Consider the following 17980-nt stretch of genomic DNA (forward strand, 5'->3'; position numbering starts at 1 on the left):
ATCCGCTAGCTGGCCCAGGTCCCGCCCCAGCCCTTCGGCTGCTCCAGCAGCACGCAGGCACCACCGTGCGGACCCTCGATCGACGCGATGAACCCGGTTGGCACGGTCGTGGGTTCCAGCAGCACACGACCGTCCAACTCGGACACCGCCGCACAGGCCGCCGCGAGATCGTCCACCGCGAAATAGGTCTGCCAGCCCTGCGCGCGCTCGGTCCTCAACCGGCCCGCGACCGCACGCGGGTCACCGTGCCGGGAAGACGTGTAGAGCACGAAGTCATCCGCGCCGGGCTCGACCTCCCAGCCCAGCTCCCGCGACCAGTACTCGTCGTCCGGCTCACCGGTCATCAACTCGACCCAGCACGGCTCACCCCCGCGCGGCGCCGGAGCCCACGGACCGTGCAGCACCCTGCCACCGTCCACAGAGGAATTGACCTTCAGCTCGCGCGGCTCGTCACCACCGAAGAACACCCGCCAACCCTGTTCTCCCGCAACAACCTGAGCCGCGAGTCTGTCACCCACCCAGCCCGTAAAAGTACCGCCGGTCTCCGCTATCACCGTCCAACCGAGAACACCGGCGAAGAAGTCCACCGACAACTCAGGCTCGGCAACGCTCAACTCAAGACGACGCAGACCACAAGACGACACGGGCATCCCATCGGGCGGGAATCAGGAGCGCGCACCATCCTCTGCTCCGACCACCCGAGACGACAATGCGCCATTCGGAGGCATGCGCTCCGCGTTCACCACGTCACGCAACGGCACCGGCCTGCCCAGGTGGAAACCCTGCCCCACCCGCACACCCAGCCGCCGCAGAGCCTCCACCTGAGAAGGCCGCTCCACCCACTCCGCCACCGCGGACAACCCCAGCCCGTTCGCGATCTGCACGATCCCCGACACCAGCACCGCGTCCGCGTCGTTGGTCTCGATGCCCTTCACGAACTCGCCATCGATCTTGATACCCGTGATCGGCAGATGCTTCAGGTGCACGAACGACCCGAAACCCGACCCGAAGTCGTCCAGCGTGATCCGGCACCCGAAACTGCGCAGCTGCGTCGCCAGCGTCACCGCGGCGTCCAAATTGGTCACCGCCGCCGTCTCGGTGATCTCCAACCCGAGCCTGCCCGGCGCCACCCCCGCCGAACCGAGCTTGTCCAGCACGAAGTCGCCGAAGTCCGGATCCTCCAGCGTGCGGCCCGAAACGTTGACGTTGAACTTCAGCCGCGAGTCCGGCTCCGCCACCAGAGCGTCGATCGCCGTGGTCAGCACCCACCGGTCGACCTCCAGGATCAGGTTCGACCGCTCCGCCACCGGCAGGAAGTCCGCCGGACCGAGATAAGGCTCCTGCTGATCCTCAAGCCGCAACAACAACTCGTGCCCGAGCGTGTGACCCGTCATCAGATCGACCATCGGCATGCCGTACAACGCCAGACCATCGCCCGCCAACGCCGCCCGCAACCGATCCAGCACACTGACCCGCTTCACCGTGTCCGCGTAGTGGTTCGGCTCGTACACCGTCACCCGATCCCGGCCCGCCGCCTTCGACGCGTACAACGCCAGATCCGCGTTCGCCAGCACCAGCTCCCACGAATCCCCAGGCCCGAACTCCGCCAGACCCGTGCTCACCGTGATCCGCGCCGGCGTGCCGATACCCGCCAGAGGGAAACTCGCCACAGCCTCCTTCAGGTTGTCCGCGACCTCCGAAGCGTCCTTCAAGGACGCACCCGGCAACACCACCGCGAACTCGTCACCACCCAGACGAGCGATCAACCGATCCGCCAGCCGCGACTGCAAAGCACTCGCCAGCATCCGCATCACCCGGTCACCCACCGCGTGCCCGCGCAGATCGTTGACGTCCTTGAAGTTGTCCAGGTCCAGCACCAGCAACGCACCAGAACCGTTGTTCGCCAGCTCCTGCTCCAGCGCACGCGTGAGCGCCCGGCGGTTCGGCAGCCCCGTCAACGGGTCCTGCTCCGCCATCCTCACCAGCTCGTCGTGAACCCTCGACGACTGCGTGACGTCGTGCGCCGTACCGAGAGCCCGCAGCGGCACACCGTCGTCACCGACCACGACCTCACCGAAACACTCGAACACCCGCTCCTTGCCGTCCGGCCGCAACATCCGATGCGTGTACGTGAACACCGAACCGGTCTTGAGCGCCGCGTCCAGCGTCTCCTCGATCATCGGCAGGTCGTCCGGGTGCACCAGCTGCGAGTACATCTCGAAGTCGAACGCCGTCCCCGCCGCGAACCCGAACATCTCCAGCAACGTGTCCGACCAGGTCACCCGGTCCTCGGTGATCGACCACTCCCACGTGCCCATGCGCCCCAGCGCCTGAGCCCGCCGCAAAGCGTCCGCCTCCTGCGTCACCGTCAGCTCGCGATCACGCCACGCCGACACGTCCACGACCTCGTACATCAGGTCGTCACCCAGACTCGAACACCGCACCTCGAGCCACTTCGGACCCGGCACCAGCACCTCCCGCGCCGGAGCGGGCACCTCGGGCACACCGGGAAGAAGCGCCGGCAACGACCGCCCGTACGCCTGCTCGACCGGAACACCCAGCACAACACCCAGCGCGCGGTTGCACCACAACAGGTTCCCGCGCGAGTCCGTCACGGCATAGCCGACACCCGCTCGGTCCAGCACCGTGCGGCAGTAGGAGGTCACGCGCGTCATGATCGTCCGATCACCGGACGTAAGCAACCCGCTACGCCGGTCAGTTCGCTACTTCGCGAACGGCTCAACGAAGCCGTTCCAAACCTTTCGCCGACTCCACCAGCTCCGCGGCCAGCTTCCGCAGCTCCTCGTTCTCGGCCCCGTCCTGCGCGGCCGTCACCACGTCCTCAGCCGCACACCGCAGCTGGAACAACCTGTCCTGCAGATCAGCCAGCTCGGCCGTCGAGAGAACGACCGCGTCCTCCGGCAGACCACCCCGCTGCAACGCCGCCCTGCGCTCGTAGGCGCGCTGACGACACGGCTGCGCGCAGTACCGCCTCGGCCGGCCGATCCGCCCACTCCCCGGCAACCTCCGCCCGCACCACGCACAGTGCCTGGGCTCATCCGCCTCCATGGAGCGCTCCATGGCGCGCGACGGTAGCGAATTCCGGCGGGTGGTCTCCAGCGACGCGCCAGAAAGCCCGACCTTCGTAGGGAACCGGACAGTACCGCTTCGGCGATTGGTGTTGGTTTCGGGCGGGGTTTGATCGCCTTGAGTCGAATGACGGTGCGTCTGCCTCGATTGATCGCTTTTCAACTACTTCTCCCCTGCCCGGATTTCCCGACCACTTCGAGGGCCGAAGTCGCCCTCGGGTTCCGTGGCGTTGTTGATTCGGGAGTTTTCTGTGAACAAGACGACTGGGAGGTTTGGTTTCAGATCACACTGAAGTAATAGAGGTGAAGAAGAAAGTGTCCCGCCACCCACCGTCCACCCCGGAGCCACCGCCGGCAGGCACACTCAGGACGTGACCCACCCGTACCTCACAGGTCCGCGCCCCCGAGCGTTCGCCCACCGCGGCTGGCACGTCGACGATCTGACGGGCATGGAGAACTCGCTGAGTTCGTTCCGCCGCGCCGTGCAGGAGGGCTACCGCTACATCGAGACCGACGTGCACGCCACCGCCGACGGCGAGGTCGTCGTGCACCACGACCACACGCTCGACCGCACCACCGACGGACAGGGGCCCGTCGCCGAACTGCCGTGGACCGAGGTCCGGCTGGCCCGAGTCGGTGGCAGGGAACCCATCGCACGCCTCGCGGACGTCCTCGAAGAACTGCCGGAGACGTTCTTCAACATCGACGTCAAAGCCGACAGCGCGGTCGAACCGATCATCGCCCTGCTGCGCAAGGCCAAGGCACTGCAACGGGTCTGCCTCGCCAGCTTCTCGGACAACCGGCTCGCGCGGCTGCGCCGCCAGGGCGGCCCGGAACTGCTGACGTCCATGGGACCGCGATCAGCCGGCGCGCTGTGGGCGGCGGGCCGGATCCCCCTCGCCGGACTGGCCGTGCGCGGACAGGTCGCCCAGGTGCCGGTGAGCCAGGGCCGGCTCAAGATCGTCGACCGGAAGTTCGTTCAGGCGGCCCACCGCCGGGCCCTCGAAGTACACGTGTGGACGATCGACGACGAGGCCGACATGCGGACGCTGCTCGATCTTGGCGTCGACGGCCTCGTGACCGACAGGCCTGATGTCCTGCGCGAAGTTCTCCGGTCGCGCAACAGCTGGTAACAGCTTGGACAGTCGGTCATGGGATGAGTCGGCGGACAAGTACAGTCCGCCGACATGAAGGTCAAGGGCGACGACGCCGCCGACGCCAACATCACCAGCCGACGCAGGGAACAGCGCGGCTGGGTCTGGTACGACGTGGCGAACTCCGTGTTCCCCACGTCCGTGATCACCGTCTTCCTCTCGCTGTACCTCACGAGCATCGCGACCAACGCGGCCAAGGCCGACACCGCGCTCAACGGCGCCAACCCGTGCGCGGGCGACAACGCGTTCGACCACTGCGACGTCACGATCCTCGGCCTGCAGTTCCCCTCCGGCTCGCTGTGGGGCTACCTGCTCTCCATCGCGACCGTGGTCCAGGTCCTCGTGCTGCCCGTCATGGGCGCCATCGCCGACCGCACCCAGAACAAGAAGAAGATGCTCGGCTTCTTCGCCTTCACCGGCTCCGCGGCCACCATCGCGCTCGCCACCGTCGAAGGCACCAACTGGAAGCTCGGCGTCGTCCTCTTCATCATCGCCAACATCTGCTACGGCTCCAGCGTCGTCGTCTACTACGCCTTCCTGCCCGAGATCGCGGCACCCGACGAACGCGACGCCGTGTCGAGCCGCGGCTGGGCCTTCGGTTACCTCGGCGGCGGCGTCGCCCTCGCCATCCAGCTCGGCATCACGCTGTCCGCCGACTTCCTCGGCATCACCTCCGGCGACGCCGCGCGCATCGCGTTCGTCATCTCCGGCATCTGGTGGGCGGCTTTCACGATCATCCCGCTGCGCGCCCTCACCGAGCACCAGAACCCGCACGGCCGCGAACACGGCGCCTCGGTCGTCTCCGCCGGCTTCAAGGAGCTCGGCACGACCCTCAGGCAGGCCAAAGCCTTCCCGCTCACGCTCGCGTTCCTCGGCACCTACCTGATCTACACCGACGGCATCGCCACGGTCGCGAACGTCTCCGCCCAGTACGGCAGCGTCGAGCTCAAGTTCGACCAGCAGACGCTGATCACCGTGATCCTGATCGTCCAGTTCGTCGCCTTCATCGGCGGCGTCCTGCACGGTTTCGTCGCCAAGCGCGTCGGCGCCAAGAAGACGATCCTCGGGTCGCTCGTGGTGTGGATCGTCGTGATCACCGCCGCGTTCTTCGTCAAGGCGGGCGACGAGCTGCAGTTCTACTTCGTCGCCGCGGGCATCGGCATCGTGCTCGGCGGCACCAACGCGTTGTCCCGCAGCCTCTTCAGCCAGATGGTGCCGCCCGGCCGCGAGGCGCAGTACTTCTCGCTCTACGAGGTCGGCGAGCGCTCCACCAGCTGGCTCGGCCCGCTGGTGTTCGCCGGTGTCGGCCAGGCCACCGGCAGCCTGCGCCCCGCCATCCTCGCCCTGATCATCTTCTTCGTCGCCGGCTTCGTCCTGCTGATCTTCGTGCCCGTCCGCAGGGCCATCAAGGCAGTCGGGAACGCAGAACCGACGCTCGTCTGACCGGTGCGGCGGCGCTGACCCCCACCAGCGCCGCCGCCACCAGCACGTACCCCCGCAGCTCCGGTGGAAGCCTCAGGTACGTGACCACAACGTCGGGCAGCAGCCACAGCGCGAGCAGCGACAACGCCCGCCCCAGCGCCACTTCCCCACGCACGTACGCGAGCACCCGCACCGCGAGCAGCACCACCGGCAGCACCACCGGGTACACCTGCCAGGCCAGCAGTTCCGCGGCGCCCACGAGCACCGCTCCCCCGCACCACCACAGCATCGGCCCGACCCGCGGCGTCGGCGCCTCCCGGTGAAAACCCAGGCACAGCGCCACGAACGCCACCAGCACCGGCAACTGCCACAGCACGCTCAGCGCACCGGCCGGCCCCACATCCGTCACCGCGTTCACCAGCCACGGCACGAACGCCGCACCGGCCACCACCTTCGCCCACGTCCGGTGCCCGCGCAGCAACAACGCGATCACCACCACCGGGCTGAAGTTCGCCAGCACCGCGTTCCACTGCGGCGCCACGACCTCGCCACTCGCCCGCACGACGATCTCGCTGTAGATCACGTGCACCACGTTCTTGAGGCCCAGCAACAACCCCAGCACGGCCAGCCACCGCGCGACCTCCCCCAGCCGCACCGCACGCTCCGGCGCGCCCGACGCCGCGAACCGCGTGCGGATCGCCAGCGCCAGCATCGCCCCCGTCTCACCCCAGCCGGGCCAGCTGTGCTCCAGGTCCAGCTCGTCGGTCCGCTCCACCAGGAACAGCCCGACCATCTCCTCCTCGCGGTCCTCCCGGTACCACCCCGGCAGCACCTTCAGCAGCGCGCGATACCGCCGCTCGAGGTTGGTCACGAAAAGCTCGGCTTCCTCACCGGCGCCACCGCACTGACCACGAGCAACACCACCAGCACGAGCGCGGCGGCGAAGACCTCTCCCCCGACGAGCAGCACCACGATCGGCCCCAGCTCCAGCACCGCGAACACCGACAACGCCCGCCCCAGCACGAAGTCACCGCGCACCAGCGCCACCACCCGCACGGCCACCAGGACACCGACGAGCGCGACCGTCCCCAGCCACGGCCCAGCGACCAGGCCCAGCAGCAGCGCTCCCCCACCCCACCACGCGAGCCGCCCGGCAGGCGGCGTCGGAGCCTCCCGGTGGAAACCCAGGCACAGACACGCGAACGTCACCAGCATCGGCAGCTGCCAGAGCAGCCACGACCCCGGTTGCGGCCCGAACAGCAGCAAGCCGGGCACGGCCGCCAGGAACGCCATGGACTTCGCCAGCGTCCGCTTCCCCGCCAGCAACGCCACGAACGCCGCGATCGGCAGCACGTTGATCACGAGCATCTCCGGGGCCGGCCGGGACAGCTCCGGGTTCCCGGTCGCGTAGAACGCGCTCCGCACCGACGCACCCGCCTGGAACACGCCGACGAGCAACCCGATCATGCCCAGCGCCCGCACGATCTCGCCGCGCCACATCACTCTGGAGGGAACACCGGTGAGCCCCGCCCCCGCCGCCAGGTGCGTCCGCACCGCCAGCCCGAGAACCGCCCGCGTCTCGCCCCACCCCGGCCAGCCGTGCTCCAGCTCCAGGTCGTCCGCGCGGCCGGCCAGGAAGATCCCGGCCATCTCCTCCTCGCGGTCCTCCCGGTACCACCGCGGCAGCACCTTCAGCAGCACGCGATACCGCCGCTCCAGGTTGCTCATCCCCTGCTCGCCCATGTCTGGACGCCCCTCCCCCTCAACACCGCCGAGGCCGCCCGCACGTTCGCGCTGAGCCTCGCGACCTCCGCCTGCAACGCCCGCACACCGGAGTCGGTGAGCTTGTAGTAGCGCCGCAGCCGCCCCTGATGCACCTCTTCGCGGTCGCGCTCGGCGAGCCCGTCCGCCACCAAGCGGTCCAGGACCCCGTACAGCGTGCCCACCCTCAGCACCATCCGCCCCTCGGACAGCTGCTCCACCGCCTGCACGATCGCGTAGCCGTGCAACGGCTCCTCGGCGAGCGCGGTGAGCACGAGGAACGTCTGCTCCGACATGACCCGACCACTCATGTCGCTGAATATATCGCAGCGCGAGCTATATCGGGAAGCCGCATATTTCGGCGAGCACGACACAGTCGTCCCACGGGGCGCTGACCGGGCTACGCGCCCCTGTCTTGGTGTTGTTGGGGGTCGGCACTGCGCGGGGGTTGGGAGCCGCGCAAGGTGTTGGACTTCGGTCAACACTGAAGTTATCGAGCAGCCCGAGTCGAGACGATGTTTGGTCGATCTGCGCAATGGCTATGACGTGCTCAGACATGCGGCGCCGACGCGGAGGACCGATCGATGGGCAGGGATACGCCATGGGGATGCCTGTTGATCAGGAGCCAGGCACTAGGGTGACCCGCCGTGGACGCCCTTCCCGATCCGACAGACGCCCTCTCCGCTGTACCTGTCGCGGGTTCCCGGCGATCGACGCCGGTGGTCGGGCACCTCAAGTTCTTCTTCGGCCCCATGGACTGCGGCAAGTCGACGCTCGCCCTGCAGATCGACCACAACAACTCGCGGCAGGGTCGCCGCGGGCTGCTGCTGGTGCGGCACGACAGGTCGGGCCGGCCGCAGATCTCCAGCCGGATCGGCATCACGCGCGAAGCCGCGGAGATCCGCGACGACGATCTCCGCCGGCTGGTCCGCGCGGAGTGGGCCGAGGGGCGCCGGGTGGACTACCTGATCGTCGACGAGGCCCAGTTCCTGTCCCCCGACCAGGTGGAGCAGCTCGCCGAACTCGCGGACGACGTCCAGGTGGACGTCTACTGCTTCGGTCTCGCCACGGACTTCCGCGGCGAGATGTTCCCCGGCTCGCAGCGGCTGTTCGAGCTGGCGGACGAACTGAAGGCGATTCAGGTGGAGGTGCTGTGCTGGTGCGGGGTGCCGGGACGGTTCAACGCGCGGGTGCGGGCCGGACGGGTGATTCGCGCCGGCGACACGGTTCTGGTCGCAGATACAGCTTCGGACACGGAACAGCACCGATCGGGTACAGAGAGCAACGGTGTAACCGATACCACGGAAACTACTATCCGTTACCAGGTGCTCTGTAGGCGTCACTTCCGATTGGGCGACCTGGGCCCTGACGTCGCACAAAGTGGCCAGCTGCGCTTGGCCTAGGCGGTTACACACAGGGTTGGCTAGGCCATTAGAGTGACGCATGAGCGCGATAGCTTGATAACGCGTCACGATCCTGTGGCGATCGCATCCATTAGTAGGAAGCCTTCGTTGACGAGTGAACGACGTCACTGTGGGCGACCATGAGAGCGAACCGGAAACAAACGGAGCAATCCGGGCGTTGCACACGGTGAGCAAGAAGCCTGGGCCCCGGCCCTGAGCCGAGCGAAAGGACACCGCCATGGCCGACCGCGTTTTGCGTGGCAGCCGGCTCGGAGCAGTCAGCTACGAGACCGACCGCAACCACGATCTCGCTCCGCGCCGGGCAGCGCGGTACGCCTGCCCGAAGGGACACGACTTCGAGGTCCCGTTCTCCGACGACGCCGAGTTGCCGCCGACCTGGGAATGCCGTCTCCACGGCACCGAGTCGAAGATCATCGACGGTGTCGAGCCGGAGGTGAAGAAGGTCAAGCCGCCGCGCACGCACTGGGACATGCTCCTGGAGCGCCGGTCGATCCCCGAGCTCGAGGAGTTGCTCGACGAGCGACTCGAAGAGCTTCGCGGACGCCGTACCCGCACGGCCTGACCTTCCCAGCGAAGGTCATAGACGCTTCAAGCCGTCCCGGTCTCCCGCCGGGGCGGCTTTTCGCGTTTCGGAGGGCGGTTCTCTCCGGGCGGGGGTCCTACGCCGTTGTGGTGACGAGCCGGCGTCCCCACCACAGGCCGACGGCCGCCAGCACCGTCCAGATCGACAGGGCCACGACGGACCGCGGTGACCCGAGGTCGCTCAGCGCGTCCCCCAGCACCGCGGCGAGCACGGTGGACGGCACCAGCCCCAGCGCCGTGCCGAGCGCGAAGTCCCTGCCCCTGACCGCCGTGACGCCCGCGCCGTAGTTGGCGAGCGTGAACGGCACGATCGGCAGCAGCCTGATCACGAGCGTCGCCTCCACGCCTCGGCGCGCGAAGACCTGTTCGAGCGTGTGCAGCCGCTCCCCCAGCCATCCCTTGATCGCGTCCCTGCCGAGTCCGCGGGCGATGCCGAACGCGATCAGCGCCCCCGCGGTGAACCCGGCGATCGCGAGCGCACTCCCCCACCCCCCACCGAACAGCAGGCCCGCCGCCGTGGCGAGTACCGGTTTCGGGAAGAACACCGCCGTGCCGAACGCGCAGATGGCGATGAACAACGCCGGTGCCGCGGCTCCCGCCTGGTCGACGAGTTCTCGCAGTCGTGCGCCGTCCGGGATGTCGATGAGTTGTGCGGTGGCGGCCAACGCGACGACGAGCAGCACCAACAACACAAGGCCCGCACGTCGCATCAGTCCAACGTACCGGGCATCCTGAGGTGCATGACTGTGGCGCTGCCGTCCGCTGAGACCATCCCCGCGCTCGGCATGGGCACGTGGATGATGGCAGAGAACCCCTCTCGGCGCGCTGCCGAGATCGCCGCGCTCCGTGCAGGTATCGACCTCGACATGACGTTGATCGACACCGCCGAGATGTACGGGTCCGGCGCGTCCGAGTCGCTCGTCGGCGAGGCGGTGGCCGGGCGGCGCGACTCGGTGTTCCTCGTGTCGAAGGTGCTGCCGTCCAACGCCACCGCCAAGGGCACTGTGCGGGCCTGTGAGGCCAGCCTGCGCCGTCTGGGCACCGACCGGCTGGATCTGTACCTCCTGCACTGGCGCGGCCGCGTACCGCTCGCTCAGACCCTGGACGGGTTCGCCGAGTTGATCGAGGCCGGCAAGATCCGGCACTGGGGCGTCAGCAACTTCGACCTGGCCGACGTGCGGGAGCTGACGGCGTTGCCGGGCCTCTGCCAGACCAACCAGATCCTCTACAACCTGTCGCGGCGCGGGCCGGAGCACGACCTGCTGCCGTGGCACGCGTCGGCCGGGATGCCGGTCATGGCCTACTCCCCCGTCGAACAGGGCCGGTTGCTGGGTTCGCCGGTGCTCGCGGAGGTCGCCCGGCGGCACGACGCCACGCCCGCTCAGGTGGCGCTGGCCTGGGTGTTGCGGCTGCCGCACGTGAACGCGATCCCCAAGGCGGGCACCGTCGAGCACGTGCGGGAGAACGCCGGGGCGCTGTCGTTGCGGCTGTCCTCAGTGGACCTGGCCGACCTGGACCGGGCGTTCCTGCCGCCGGACGGCCCGGAGCCGCTCGCCATGCTCTAGCTTCTGGTCCTATGGCATTGCCGAACGAGAACACCGCCAAGCTCGCCGTGCTCATCGACGCGGACAACGCGCAGCCGGGCAACGTCGAGGCGTTGCTGGCCGAGGTCGCCAAGTACGGCACCGCGCACGTCAAGCGCGCTTACGGTGACTGGACCGGCACGAACCTGAAGGGATGGAAGGACCAGCTGCTGGCCCAGTCGATCCAGCCCATCCAGCAGTTCGCGTACACGTACGGCAAGAACGCCACCGACGCCGCCATGGTGATCGACGCGATGGACCTGTTGTACTCCAACCGGTTCGACGGCTTCTGCATCGTCTCCAGCGACTCCGACTTCACCAGGCTCGCGGCACGGCTGCGCGAGTCCGGCCTGACCGTGTACGGCTTCGGCCAGCGCAAGACGCCCAAGCCGTTCGTCGCGGCCTGCGACAAGTTCATCCACGTCGAGAACCTCATCGACACCACCGCGACCACGCCCGACGCGGCACCAGCACCGAAGTCCACCTCGGCCACTCAGCTCAAGGGCGACACCGCGCTGGTGAACCTGCTGCGCAACGCCGTCGAGGCCGCCTCGGACGACGACGGCTGGGCGACGCTCTCGTCCGTCGGCAACATCGTCACCAAACAGCGGCCGGACTTCGACCCCCGCACCTGGGGCTACGCCAAGCTCAGCGACCTGATCACGGCGACGACGCTCTTCAAGACCGACCGCCGCAGCCCCGGCGAGGGCAAACCGGCGATCATCTTCGTGCGTGATCGACGCCGCGCCGAGCAGACCGCCTGAAACTGGGACGTCCGTCTCACTCTCACCCGGGACTCACACCGGGTTGGCTAGCGTGAACGACCGGTCTTACCAACCAGACACGAGGAAGCGAGGTGAGCGACACATGCCAGGCGACAGTAGCCCGCGCAGGTCTTTCACCTCGCACGTCCGTTTCGGGCACGCTTCAGTTTCTGGCGTGTGACGCACACCCCTGAACACAAGGGGAGTCACACGATGCACGTCTTCGACATGACGCTGCGCATTGCCGAGAGCATGGGCCTCGGCGCGTTGATCGGTTTCGAGCGGCAGTACCGCTCGCGCATGGCAGGCCTGCGCACCAACGCTCTCGTGGCGGTGGGAGCGGCATTGTTCGTACTGCTGTCCGCACAAGGTTTCGACGGCCAGGGCGACCCCACGCGGGTGGCGGCCCAGGTCGTGTCCGGCATCGGTTTCCTCGGCGCGGGCGTCATCCTGCGCGACGGGCTGTCGGTGCGCGGCCTGAACACCGCGGCCACGCTCTGGTGCGCGGCCGCGGTGGGCTCACTGACGGGTGCCGGCCTGCACGCCGTCGCGGCCGCCGGCACCGTCGCGATCATCGCGGTCAACGTCGGCCTGCGAGAGCTGGGCAGGGCCGTCGACCGCAAGGAGGAAGACGCCTAGCGAGGTTGGTAGGTCAGGCAGTTCGCGTGGTGGTCTCCCGCACCGGCACCGATGCGCACGCTCTGCGCCGTGCATTCCAGCGAGGCGTTGTGCGTGCAGTCGGTGCGCAGACAGGCACCCACCTGTGCCACGACCTTCTCCAAGCCGCCCTTGGTGCTCAACGGGATGAAGGTGCCGCAGTCGGCAGCCCCGTTGTCGCCGCGCACGGTGATCGCGAAGGCGTGGCAGCCGTCGTGGTTGTACGAGCATTCGCTCACGGAGCAATCGTGGACGGCGGGCATCGCCGGGTTCTCGAGGGTGGTCATGTCCGCTCCTGCCGTGGTGGGAAAGGTTCGGTGATTCGGACGATGCCACCACGGCAGAAGGCCCGCAATTCGAAGGGAATTAGGCGAGCCTATCCTCAAGAATTGTTTCTAGCCCGGATCGAGGATCCTTTGCAGGAATCGTCGCGTCCGTTCCTCCAGCGGGTCCCCGATCACCTGCCCCGGCGCTCCCCGCTCCACGATCACCCCGCCGTCCAGGAACAGCACCTGGTCGGCGACGTGCTCGGCGAACCGGATCTCGTGGGTCACGATGACCGTCGTCCAGCCCTGCGAGGCGAGGTCCTTGATCACCGCCAGCACCTCCCCCACCAGCTCGGGGTCCAGCGCGGACGTCGGCTCGTCGAACAGCACGACGCGTGGCTTCAAGGCCAGCGCACGGGCGATGCCGACGCGCTGCTGCTGACCGCCGGACAACTGGTACGGGTACGCGGAAGCCTTGTCGGCCAGCCCGACCTGATCCAGCAGAACGCAGGCCTCGGCGACGACCTCCTCGACAGGTCGCCGTTGAGCGACGACCGGGCCCTCGGTCAGGTTCTCGAGAACCGTGCGGTGCGGGAACAGGTTGTGCGACTGGAACACCATGCCGCTCTGCCCGCGCAGCCGTTGAGCGGCAGCACGCCCCGCCTTTCCGGCAGGCAATGAAGAGAAGTCCACCGACACGTCGTCGATGCGGACGATGCCGCGGTCCGGGGTGTCGAGGACGTTGAGGGAGCGCAGCAGGGTGGTCTTGCCGGAGCCGGACGGGCCCAGCAGGACGGTCGAGGTGCCGCGCGGGACGGTGAAGTCGATGCCGCGCAGGACGTCGAGCGAGCCGAACGACTTGTGCAGGCCGGAGACCTCGATGCGGATGTCGGTCATGCGATCACGTACCTGTTCAGCCTGGTCTCCAGTCGTTTCTGCCCGGCGGAGAGCGCCACGCAGATCAGCCAGTAGTAGAGCCCCGCGAAGGCGTAGAGGGCGAGGAACTCGTTGCTTTCGGCTGCGGCGAGCTGGGACTCGCGGAAGAGTTCGGTCAGCAGCACCACGGACCCGAGCGAGGTGTCCTTCAGGAGCGAGAGCAGCGTGTTGGACAGCGGCGGCACGGCGGTGCGGGCGGCTTGGGGCAGGACGATGCGGCGCAACGTCTGCGCGTAGCCCAGGCCGATGGTCGAGGCCGCTTCGAACTGGCCGCGGGGCACGGACAGGATCGCCGAGCGGACCACCTCGGCCGCGTAGCCCGCGACGTTCAGGGAGAACGCGACCACCGCGGCGGTGAAGGGCGGGAACTTCAGGCCTATCTGCGGCAGGCCGTAGAAGACGATGAACAGCTGGAGCAGCAGCGGGGTGCCGCGGATGATCGAGATGAACGCCCGCGCCAGGCCGGACAGCACCCGGTAGGGCGATATTCGGGCCAGGGCGACGAGAAGGGCCAGTGCCAGGCCGATCGCGAACGACAGCGCGGTCAGCGGGATCGTCACCTTGACCAGGCCGGCGAACATCGGCCACGCGGTGGAGCGCAGGACGTCCCACGTGCTGCGCGGACCGCGGCCCTCGGACAGGTCGGCGGCGCCACCGTCCTCAACGGACACGTCGGCCTTGAAGTACTTCTCGGAGATGCCGCGCAACGTGCCGTCGGCCTTCAGCGCGTCGATCGCCTGGTTCGCCTGAGAAAGCAGAGCGGCGTCCGTCTTGCGAAGCGCCAGCACCTGTTCGCTGCCCGCCTGGCCCGCGTCGCCGGCGATCTCGACGTCCTTCGAGCCGGTGGTGGCGAGGTAGTCGAGGACGGCGATGTTGTCGTTGACGATCGCGTCGACGCGTCCCTGCTGCAGCAGCGCGGCGGCTTGGGCGAAGCCTTCGACGGCCTCCACGTTGGCCCCGGCGTCGCGGGCGACCTTGGCCCAGTTGCTGGTGCTGGACTGGGCGGTGGTCTTGCCGCTGAGGTCCGAGATGGACTTGATCCGGTCGTCGCCGGTGCGGCGGACGATCACGCCGCGCGAGTAGGTGTAGGTGTTCGACAGGCCGTATTTGGCCGTTCGTTCGGGGTTGCGCGACACCTGGTTGGCGATCAGGTCGATCCGCCCGGAGTCGAGCGCGGGGAAGATCGCGTCCCACTGCGTCTCGACGAACTCCAGCCGCCAGCCGGCCTTCGCGGCGATCGCCTTGATCACCTCGATGTCGTAGCCGGTCAGTTCCTGGGTCTGGGGGTCGTGGAACGAGAACGGCGGGTAGGTGCCCTCCGTGCCGACCTTGACCACGGAAGGTTGCTGTTGTTGCGCGTTCGCCGGTGCGGGGACGACGATCAACAGCAGCAGGAGCAGCACCGCGCCCCTGATCACTTGTCGCATTCGGGCAGGGTAGAGCGAACAGGGCGGGTGCCGCTGATGATCCACTATGAGGGAAACCCGAGATGAGGTGTGGCATGGCGACGGTCATGACGGCCGACGGACAGCTGGTGTCCTACGTGGACCACGGCGGTGACGGCCCCGCGGTCGTGCTGCTGCACAGCTTCCTGATGGACGCGACGATGTGGGCGCCACAGGTCGCGGCGTTCGGCGACAGCTTCCGGTTGATCGCGGTCGACGAACGCGGGCACGGCGGGACGCCCGCGAACGGGCCGTTCGACCACTGGGACGTCGCCAGGGACACGCTCGCGGTGCTCGACGACCTGAAGATCGGCAGCGCGGCCGTCGTCGGCACCAGCCAGGGCGGGTTCGTGGCGCTGCGGATGGCGTTGCTGGCACCGGAACGGGTCACCGCGCTGGCATTGCTGGGCACGTCCGGCGAGACCGAGGACGAGCAGATCGCCGCCGCGTACCACCAGCTCGCGGAGGTGTGGATCGCACAGGGACCCGGGACGGTGATCGAAGCCGTCGCCAACATCTGCCTGGGCGACTACGACCCGTCCGAGTGGACGCCGAAGTGGTCCGAGGTCGAACCGGAGCGGCTGCGGCTGATCATGAACGCCCTGGTCGGCCGCGAAGCCGTGCTGGAACGGGTCGACGAGATCTCCGTGCCCGCACTCGTGCTGCACGGCACCGCCGACCTCGCCTACCCGGTCGCGAAGGCCGAGGCGCTCGTGGCCGCGTTGCCCAAGGCCGAGCCGCTGGTCGTGGTCGAGGGCGGCGCGCACTTCCTGAGCCTCACCCACGCCGCGGACGTGAACCCGCACCTGGAGCGGTTTCTCAGCGCGACCCTCTGACGGCCCACGCCTTGGCGGTCAGCTCGATCGGGCCACCGGCATCCAGGCGTGACTCCAGCAGGTCGCGGATCGCGGCCTGCTGGCCGGCGGGCAGCGTCGCGTAGTAGGCGGGTGCCGCGCCCGCGCCGCCCAGGAACGGTTCCCAGAAGTCGGCGAAGTCGCGGAACACCGTGGGCACGACGATGCCCGTCACCTCGACGTCCCGCAGACCGGCACCGGACCACAAGGCGCGCAACGGCTCCTCGCCGCTCACGTTGGCGAACCGCAGGCCTTCGTCGTGGGTGGCGGCGGAGGGGTCGACGTGCCGTGCCGCGTCCCAGAAGTGGCGCATCATCTGCATGCCGGCCGTGTAGTCCCAGACGTACGAGCCGACGAACGAACCCGCGCGGGCGAACTCGGCCACGGCGCGGGGCACGTCGGGCACGAAGGTGAGCACGAGCCCGCTGACCACGACGTCGGCCTGGAGGTCGCCCAGTTCCATCGCGTTGCCGACGTCGAAGGTGGCGCCGTGCACGCGTTGCCTGGCCAGTTCGAGGAAGCCCGGCGACGGGTCGACGCCCATGATCGACGCCGGCCGCGCGTGGGCCAGCACGGTCTCGGTGAGCGCGCCGGTGCCGCAGCCCACGTCGAGCCACGTCCGGTCCGGCGGCACGTCCAGCCAGCGCAGGAACTCCACCGCGACCGGCCTGCTCCACCGGCCCACGTAGCGTTCGTACGCGTCACCGAGATCCCACATTCCCGCGACGCTAACGCAGCGGACGGAAGCCCGCCCAGAGTTCCCGGGCGAACAGCTGTGGCTGTTCCCAGGCCGCGAAGTGCCCGCCGGCGGTCACCCGGTTGTAGTGGATGAGGTTGGGGTACGCGCGTTCGGCCCAGCTGCGCGGCGCCTGGTAGACCTCCTCGGGGAACACGCTCACCGCGACCGGCAGCGTGACGCCCTTGGCGGCGATCACCGAGTACTTGCTCTCCCAGTACAGGCGGGCCGCGGAGAGCGCGGTGTTCGTCAGCCAGTACAGCGAGATGTTCTCGACGACGTCCTGGCGCGTGAGGCCCTCGCGATGGCCGTCGAACGCCCGGACGATCTGCGCGAGGCTCGCGAGGTTGTGGTCGATCATGAACGACGCCAGCCCTGCCGGGGAGTCCGTGAACGCCATCAGCGTCTGCGGCCGGGTGCCCATCATGCGCGCGTAGGCCTGCCCCTTGCTGTAGCGGAAGAGCACGTCCTGCCACGCCTTGAGTGCACGCCGAGCAGTCCGGCCGGCTGGCGCAACGCCATGAGGTCGACGACCAGCGCGCCCCAGTCGCCGCCCTGCGCGACGTACCGGTCGTAGCCCAGTCGTTTCATGAGCTCGATCCACGCACCGGCGATGTGGTCGGGTCCCCAGCCGGTCGCCGCCGGCCTGCCGGAGAAGCCGTAGCCGGGCATGGACGGGATGACGAGGTGGAAGGCGTCCTCGGCCTTGCCGCCGTGCGACGTCGGGTCGGTGAGCGGCCCGATGATCTTCAGTTGTTCGATGACCGACCCGGGCCAGCCGTGCGAGACGAGCAGCGGCAGGGCGTTCTCGTGCTTCGAGCGGACGTGCAGGAAGTGGATGTCCAGGCCGTCGATCTGGGTCATGAACTGCGGCAGCGCGTTGAGCTTGCGTTCGGTCGTGCGCCAGTCGTACTCGTGCGCCCAGTAGTTCGTGAGCGCCTTCATCGTGCGCCGCGGCGGGCCCTGGGAGAGGTCCGTGACGGTCTCCGCCTCGGGCCAGCGGGTCGCGAGCACGCGGCGGCGCAGCTCGGTCACGTCCCGCTCGGGGATCCGCACCCGGAACGGCCGGATGGCGCCTGCCGCCTCCGCCGTACTGGCTTTGACCAGCCCGAACGTGAGTGCGGCCGCTGCCGAGGCGGTCAGGAAACTGCGGCGAGAGGGCTCGTTGGACACGGTTCACGACCGTAGGGAGGCGGTGCTGGCCGTCGCGAGCGTCGGGTGACGGCGTTCCGGTACGTCACCCCGGCGGAATAAACGGGGGCTGGTCCGGTTATGCTGGATGACACGTCAACTAGCCAGGTCGGGTG

Annotated in this window: 21 protein-coding genes; 8 read left to right on the forward strand and 13 right to left on the reverse strand. The window is 68.5% G+C overall.

Features of this window, described 5'->3' with window-relative positions; translation table 11 throughout:
- Positions 1 to 5 precede the first annotated feature (5 nt).
- From SK803_RS09800 to SK803_RS09810, 3 genes are all read right to left on the reverse strand, one after another.
- Positions 6 to 650 (reverse strand): VOC family protein, encoded by a 645-nt coding sequence (locus SK803_RS09800; protein ID WP_319965512.1) that lies wholly within the window; start codon positions 648 to 650, stop codon positions 6 to 8.
- Positions 651 to 665: 15 nt separating this feature from the next.
- The gene (locus SK803_RS09805) at positions 666 to 2666 is read right to left on the reverse strand and encodes a putative bifunctional diguanylate cyclase/phosphodiesterase (protein WP_319965513.1); all 2001 of its coding nucleotides are present in this window, start codon (positions 2664 to 2666) and stop codon (positions 666 to 668) included.
- Between the two features lie 73 nt (positions 2667 to 2739).
- On the reverse strand, positions 2740 to 3081 hold the full coding sequence (locus SK803_RS09810) for a hypothetical protein (protein WP_030475304.1): 342 nt from the start codon (positions 3079 to 3081) through the stop codon (positions 2740 to 2742).
- A gap of 379 nt (positions 3082 to 3460) precedes the next feature.
- Here SK803_RS09810 and SK803_RS09815 point away from each other — a divergent pair, with 379 nt between their 5' ends.
- Entirely contained in the window at positions 3461 to 4222 is a 762-nt protein-coding gene (locus SK803_RS09815) for a glycerophosphodiester phosphodiesterase (protein WP_319965514.1), read from the forward strand.
- A gap of 54 nt (positions 4223 to 4276) precedes the next feature.
- Positions 4277 to 5686 (forward strand): MFS transporter, encoded by a 1410-nt coding sequence (locus tag SK803_RS09820; protein ID WP_319965515.1) that lies wholly within the window; start codon positions 4277 to 4279, stop codon positions 5684 to 5686.
- Here SK803_RS09820 and SK803_RS09825 read toward each other — a convergent pair.
- From SK803_RS09825 to SK803_RS09835, 3 genes are read right to left on the reverse strand one after another with little or no spacing between them, the layout of a single operon-like run.
- Positions 5649 to 6536 (reverse strand): hypothetical protein, encoded by an 888-nt coding sequence (locus SK803_RS09825; protein WP_319965516.1) that lies wholly within the window; start codon positions 6534 to 6536, stop codon positions 5649 to 5651. The genes SK803_RS09820 and SK803_RS09825 overlap by 38 nt on opposite strands.
- Positions 6533 to 7393: a hypothetical protein gene (locus tag SK803_RS09830; RefSeq protein WP_319965517.1), complete on the reverse strand. Its 861-nt coding sequence runs from the start codon at positions 7391 to 7393 to the stop codon at positions 6533 to 6535. The genes SK803_RS09825 and SK803_RS09830 overlap by 4 nt, the downstream gene beginning before the upstream one ends.
- The gene (locus SK803_RS09835) at positions 7390 to 7737 is read right to left on the reverse strand and encodes a PadR family transcriptional regulator (protein ID WP_319965518.1); all 348 of its coding nucleotides are present in this window, start codon (positions 7735 to 7737) and stop codon (positions 7390 to 7392) included. The genes SK803_RS09830 and SK803_RS09835 overlap by 4 nt, the downstream gene beginning before the upstream one ends.
- 336 nt (positions 7738 to 8073) lie before the next feature.
- On the opposite strand from SK803_RS09835, the gene SK803_RS09840 reads away from it, so the two are divergent.
- Positions 8074 to 8829, forward strand: coding sequence for a thymidine kinase (locus tag SK803_RS09840; RefSeq protein WP_319965519.1), 756 nt, complete (start codon positions 8074 to 8076; stop codon positions 8827 to 8829).
- A gap of 238 nt (positions 8830 to 9067) precedes the next feature.
- Positions 9068 to 9412: an RNA polymerase-binding protein RbpA gene (locus SK803_RS09845; protein ID WP_030466135.1), complete on the forward strand. Its 345-nt coding sequence runs from the start codon at positions 9068 to 9070 to the stop codon at positions 9410 to 9412.
- A 97-nt stretch (positions 9413 to 9509) separates the two neighbouring features.
- On the opposite strand, the gene SK803_RS09850 is transcribed toward SK803_RS09845, so the two are convergent.
- The gene (locus SK803_RS09850; protein WP_319965520.1) at positions 9510 to 10142 is read right to left on the reverse strand and encodes a TVP38/TMEM64 family protein; all 633 of its coding nucleotides are present in this window, start codon (positions 10140 to 10142) and stop codon (positions 9510 to 9512) included.
- 30 nt (positions 10143 to 10172) lie between these two features.
- Here SK803_RS09850 and SK803_RS09855 point away from each other — a divergent pair, with 30 nt between their 5' ends.
- From SK803_RS09855 to SK803_RS09865, 3 genes are all read left to right on the forward strand, one after another.
- Positions 10173 to 10997, forward strand: coding sequence for an aldo/keto reductase (locus SK803_RS09855; protein ID WP_319965521.1), 825 nt, complete (start codon positions 10173 to 10175; stop codon positions 10995 to 10997).
- Positions 10998 to 11008: 11 nt separating this feature from the next.
- A complete protein-coding gene (locus SK803_RS09860; protein WP_319965522.1) occupies positions 11009 to 11779 on the forward strand; it encodes an NYN domain-containing protein in 771 nt (256 codons plus the stop codon).
- A gap of 213 nt (positions 11780 to 11992) precedes the next feature.
- Entirely contained in the window at positions 11993 to 12418 is a 426-nt protein-coding gene (locus tag SK803_RS09865; RefSeq protein ID WP_319965523.1) for an MgtC/SapB family protein, read from the forward strand.
- Here the strand turns inward: SK803_RS09865 and SK803_RS09870 are convergent.
- The 3 genes from SK803_RS09870 to SK803_RS09880 form a co-directional block, all read right to left on the reverse strand.
- A complete protein-coding gene (locus SK803_RS09870; RefSeq protein ID WP_319965524.1) occupies positions 12415 to 12723 on the reverse strand; it encodes a DUF1540 domain-containing protein in 309 nt (102 codons plus the stop codon). The genes SK803_RS09865 and SK803_RS09870 overlap by 4 nt on opposite strands.
- A 108-nt stretch (positions 12724 to 12831) precedes the next feature.
- The gene (locus tag SK803_RS09875) at positions 12832 to 13599 is read right to left on the reverse strand and encodes an amino acid ABC transporter ATP-binding protein (RefSeq protein ID WP_319965525.1); all 768 of its coding nucleotides are present in this window, start codon (positions 13597 to 13599) and stop codon (positions 12832 to 12834) included.
- Positions 13596 to 15065, reverse strand: coding sequence for an ABC transporter substrate-binding protein/permease (locus tag SK803_RS09880; RefSeq protein ID WP_319965526.1), 1470 nt, complete (start codon positions 15063 to 15065; stop codon positions 13596 to 13598). Before SK803_RS09880 ends, SK803_RS09875 begins: the two co-directional genes overlap by 4 nt.
- Before the next feature lie 74 nt (positions 15066 to 15139).
- On the opposite strand from SK803_RS09880, the gene SK803_RS09885 reads away from it, so the two are divergent.
- Positions 15140 to 15919 (forward strand): alpha/beta fold hydrolase, encoded by a 780-nt coding sequence (locus SK803_RS09885; RefSeq protein WP_319965527.1) that lies wholly within the window; start codon positions 15140 to 15142, stop codon positions 15917 to 15919.
- On the opposite strand, the gene SK803_RS09890 is transcribed toward SK803_RS09885, so the two are convergent.
- The 3 genes from SK803_RS09890 to SK803_RS09900 are packed head-to-tail and all read right to left on the reverse strand — an operon-like array spanning position 15903 to position 17846.
- Positions 15903 to 16655 (reverse strand): class I SAM-dependent methyltransferase, encoded by a 753-nt coding sequence (locus tag SK803_RS09890; protein ID WP_319965528.1) that lies wholly within the window; start codon positions 16653 to 16655, stop codon positions 15903 to 15905. The genes SK803_RS09885 and SK803_RS09890 overlap by 17 nt on opposite strands.
- Before the next feature lie 10 nt (positions 16656 to 16665).
- Positions 16666 to 17139 carry an alpha/beta hydrolase gene (locus SK803_RS09895; protein WP_319965529.1) on the reverse strand — a complete coding sequence of 158 codons (474 nt, stop codon included), beginning with the start codon at positions 17137 to 17139 and terminating at the stop codon, positions 16666 to 16668.
- Complete coding sequence (locus tag SK803_RS09900; RefSeq protein WP_319965530.1) at positions 17097 to 17846, reverse strand: epoxide hydrolase family protein; 750 nt, start codon at positions 17844 to 17846, stop codon at positions 17097 to 17099. The genes SK803_RS09895 and SK803_RS09900 overlap by 43 nt, the downstream gene beginning before the upstream one ends.
- Between the last annotated feature and the right edge of the window lie 134 nt (positions 17847 to 17980).

The organism is Lentzea miocenica, assembly GCF_033949945.1.
Lineage (GTDB): Bacteria > Actinomycetota > Actinomycetes > Mycobacteriales > Pseudonocardiaceae > Lentzea > Lentzea miocenica.

What these genes read in the sequence shown, in the direction of transcription:
- SK803_RS09800 (WP_319965512.1), bottom strand. Translation starts at nt 650, where the DNA reads ATGCCCGTGTCGTCTTGTGGTCTGCGTCGTCTTGAGTTGAGCGTTGCC.
- SK803_RS09810 (WP_030475304.1), bottom strand. Translation starts at nt 3,081, where the DNA reads ATGGAGCGCTCCATGGAGGCGGATGAGCCCAGGCACTGTGCGTGGTGC.
- SK803_RS09820 (WP_319965515.1), top strand. Translation starts at nt 4,277, where the DNA reads ATGAAGGTCAAGGGCGACGACGCCGCCGACGCCAACATCACCAGCCGA.
- SK803_RS09830 (WP_319965517.1), bottom strand. Translation starts at nt 7,393, where the DNA reads ATGAGCAACCTGGAGCGGCGGTATCGCGTGCTGCTGAAGGTGCTGCCG.
- SK803_RS09835 (WP_319965518.1), bottom strand. Translation starts at nt 7,737, where the DNA reads ATGAGTGGTCGGGTCATGTCGGAGCAGACGTTCCTCGTGCTCACCGCG.
- SK803_RS09845 (WP_030466135.1), top strand. Translation starts at nt 9,068, where the DNA reads ATGGCCGACCGCGTTTTGCGTGGCAGCCGGCTCGGAGCAGTCAGCTAC.
- SK803_RS09850 (WP_319965520.1), bottom strand. Translation starts at nt 10,142, where the DNA reads ATGCGACGTGCGGGCCTTGTGTTGTTGGTGCTGCTCGTCGTCGCGTTG.
- SK803_RS09855 (WP_319965521.1), top strand. Translation starts at nt 10,173, where the DNA reads ATGACTGTGGCGCTGCCGTCCGCTGAGACCATCCCCGCGCTCGGCATG.
- SK803_RS09860 (WP_319965522.1), top strand. Translation starts at nt 11,009, where the DNA reads ATGGCATTGCCGAACGAGAACACCGCCAAGCTCGCCGTGCTCATCGAC.
- SK803_RS09865 (WP_319965523.1), top strand. Translation starts at nt 11,993, where the DNA reads ATGCACGTCTTCGACATGACGCTGCGCATTGCCGAGAGCATGGGCCTC.
- SK803_RS09870 (WP_319965524.1), bottom strand. Translation starts at nt 12,723, where the DNA reads ATGACCACCCTCGAGAACCCGGCGATGCCCGCCGTCCACGATTGCTCC.
- SK803_RS09875 (WP_319965525.1), bottom strand. Translation starts at nt 13,599, where the DNA reads ATGACCGACATCCGCATCGAGGTCTCCGGCCTGCACAAGTCGTTCGGC.
- SK803_RS09880 (WP_319965526.1), bottom strand. Translation starts at nt 15,065, where the DNA reads ATGCGACAAGTGATCAGGGGCGCGGTGCTGCTCCTGCTGCTGTTGATC.
- SK803_RS09885 (WP_319965527.1), top strand. Translation starts at nt 15,140, where the DNA reads ATGGCGACGGTCATGACGGCCGACGGACAGCTGGTGTCCTACGTGGAC.
- SK803_RS09890 (WP_319965528.1), bottom strand. Translation starts at nt 16,655, where the DNA reads ATGTGGGATCTCGGTGACGCGTACGAACGCTACGTGGGCCGGTGGAGC.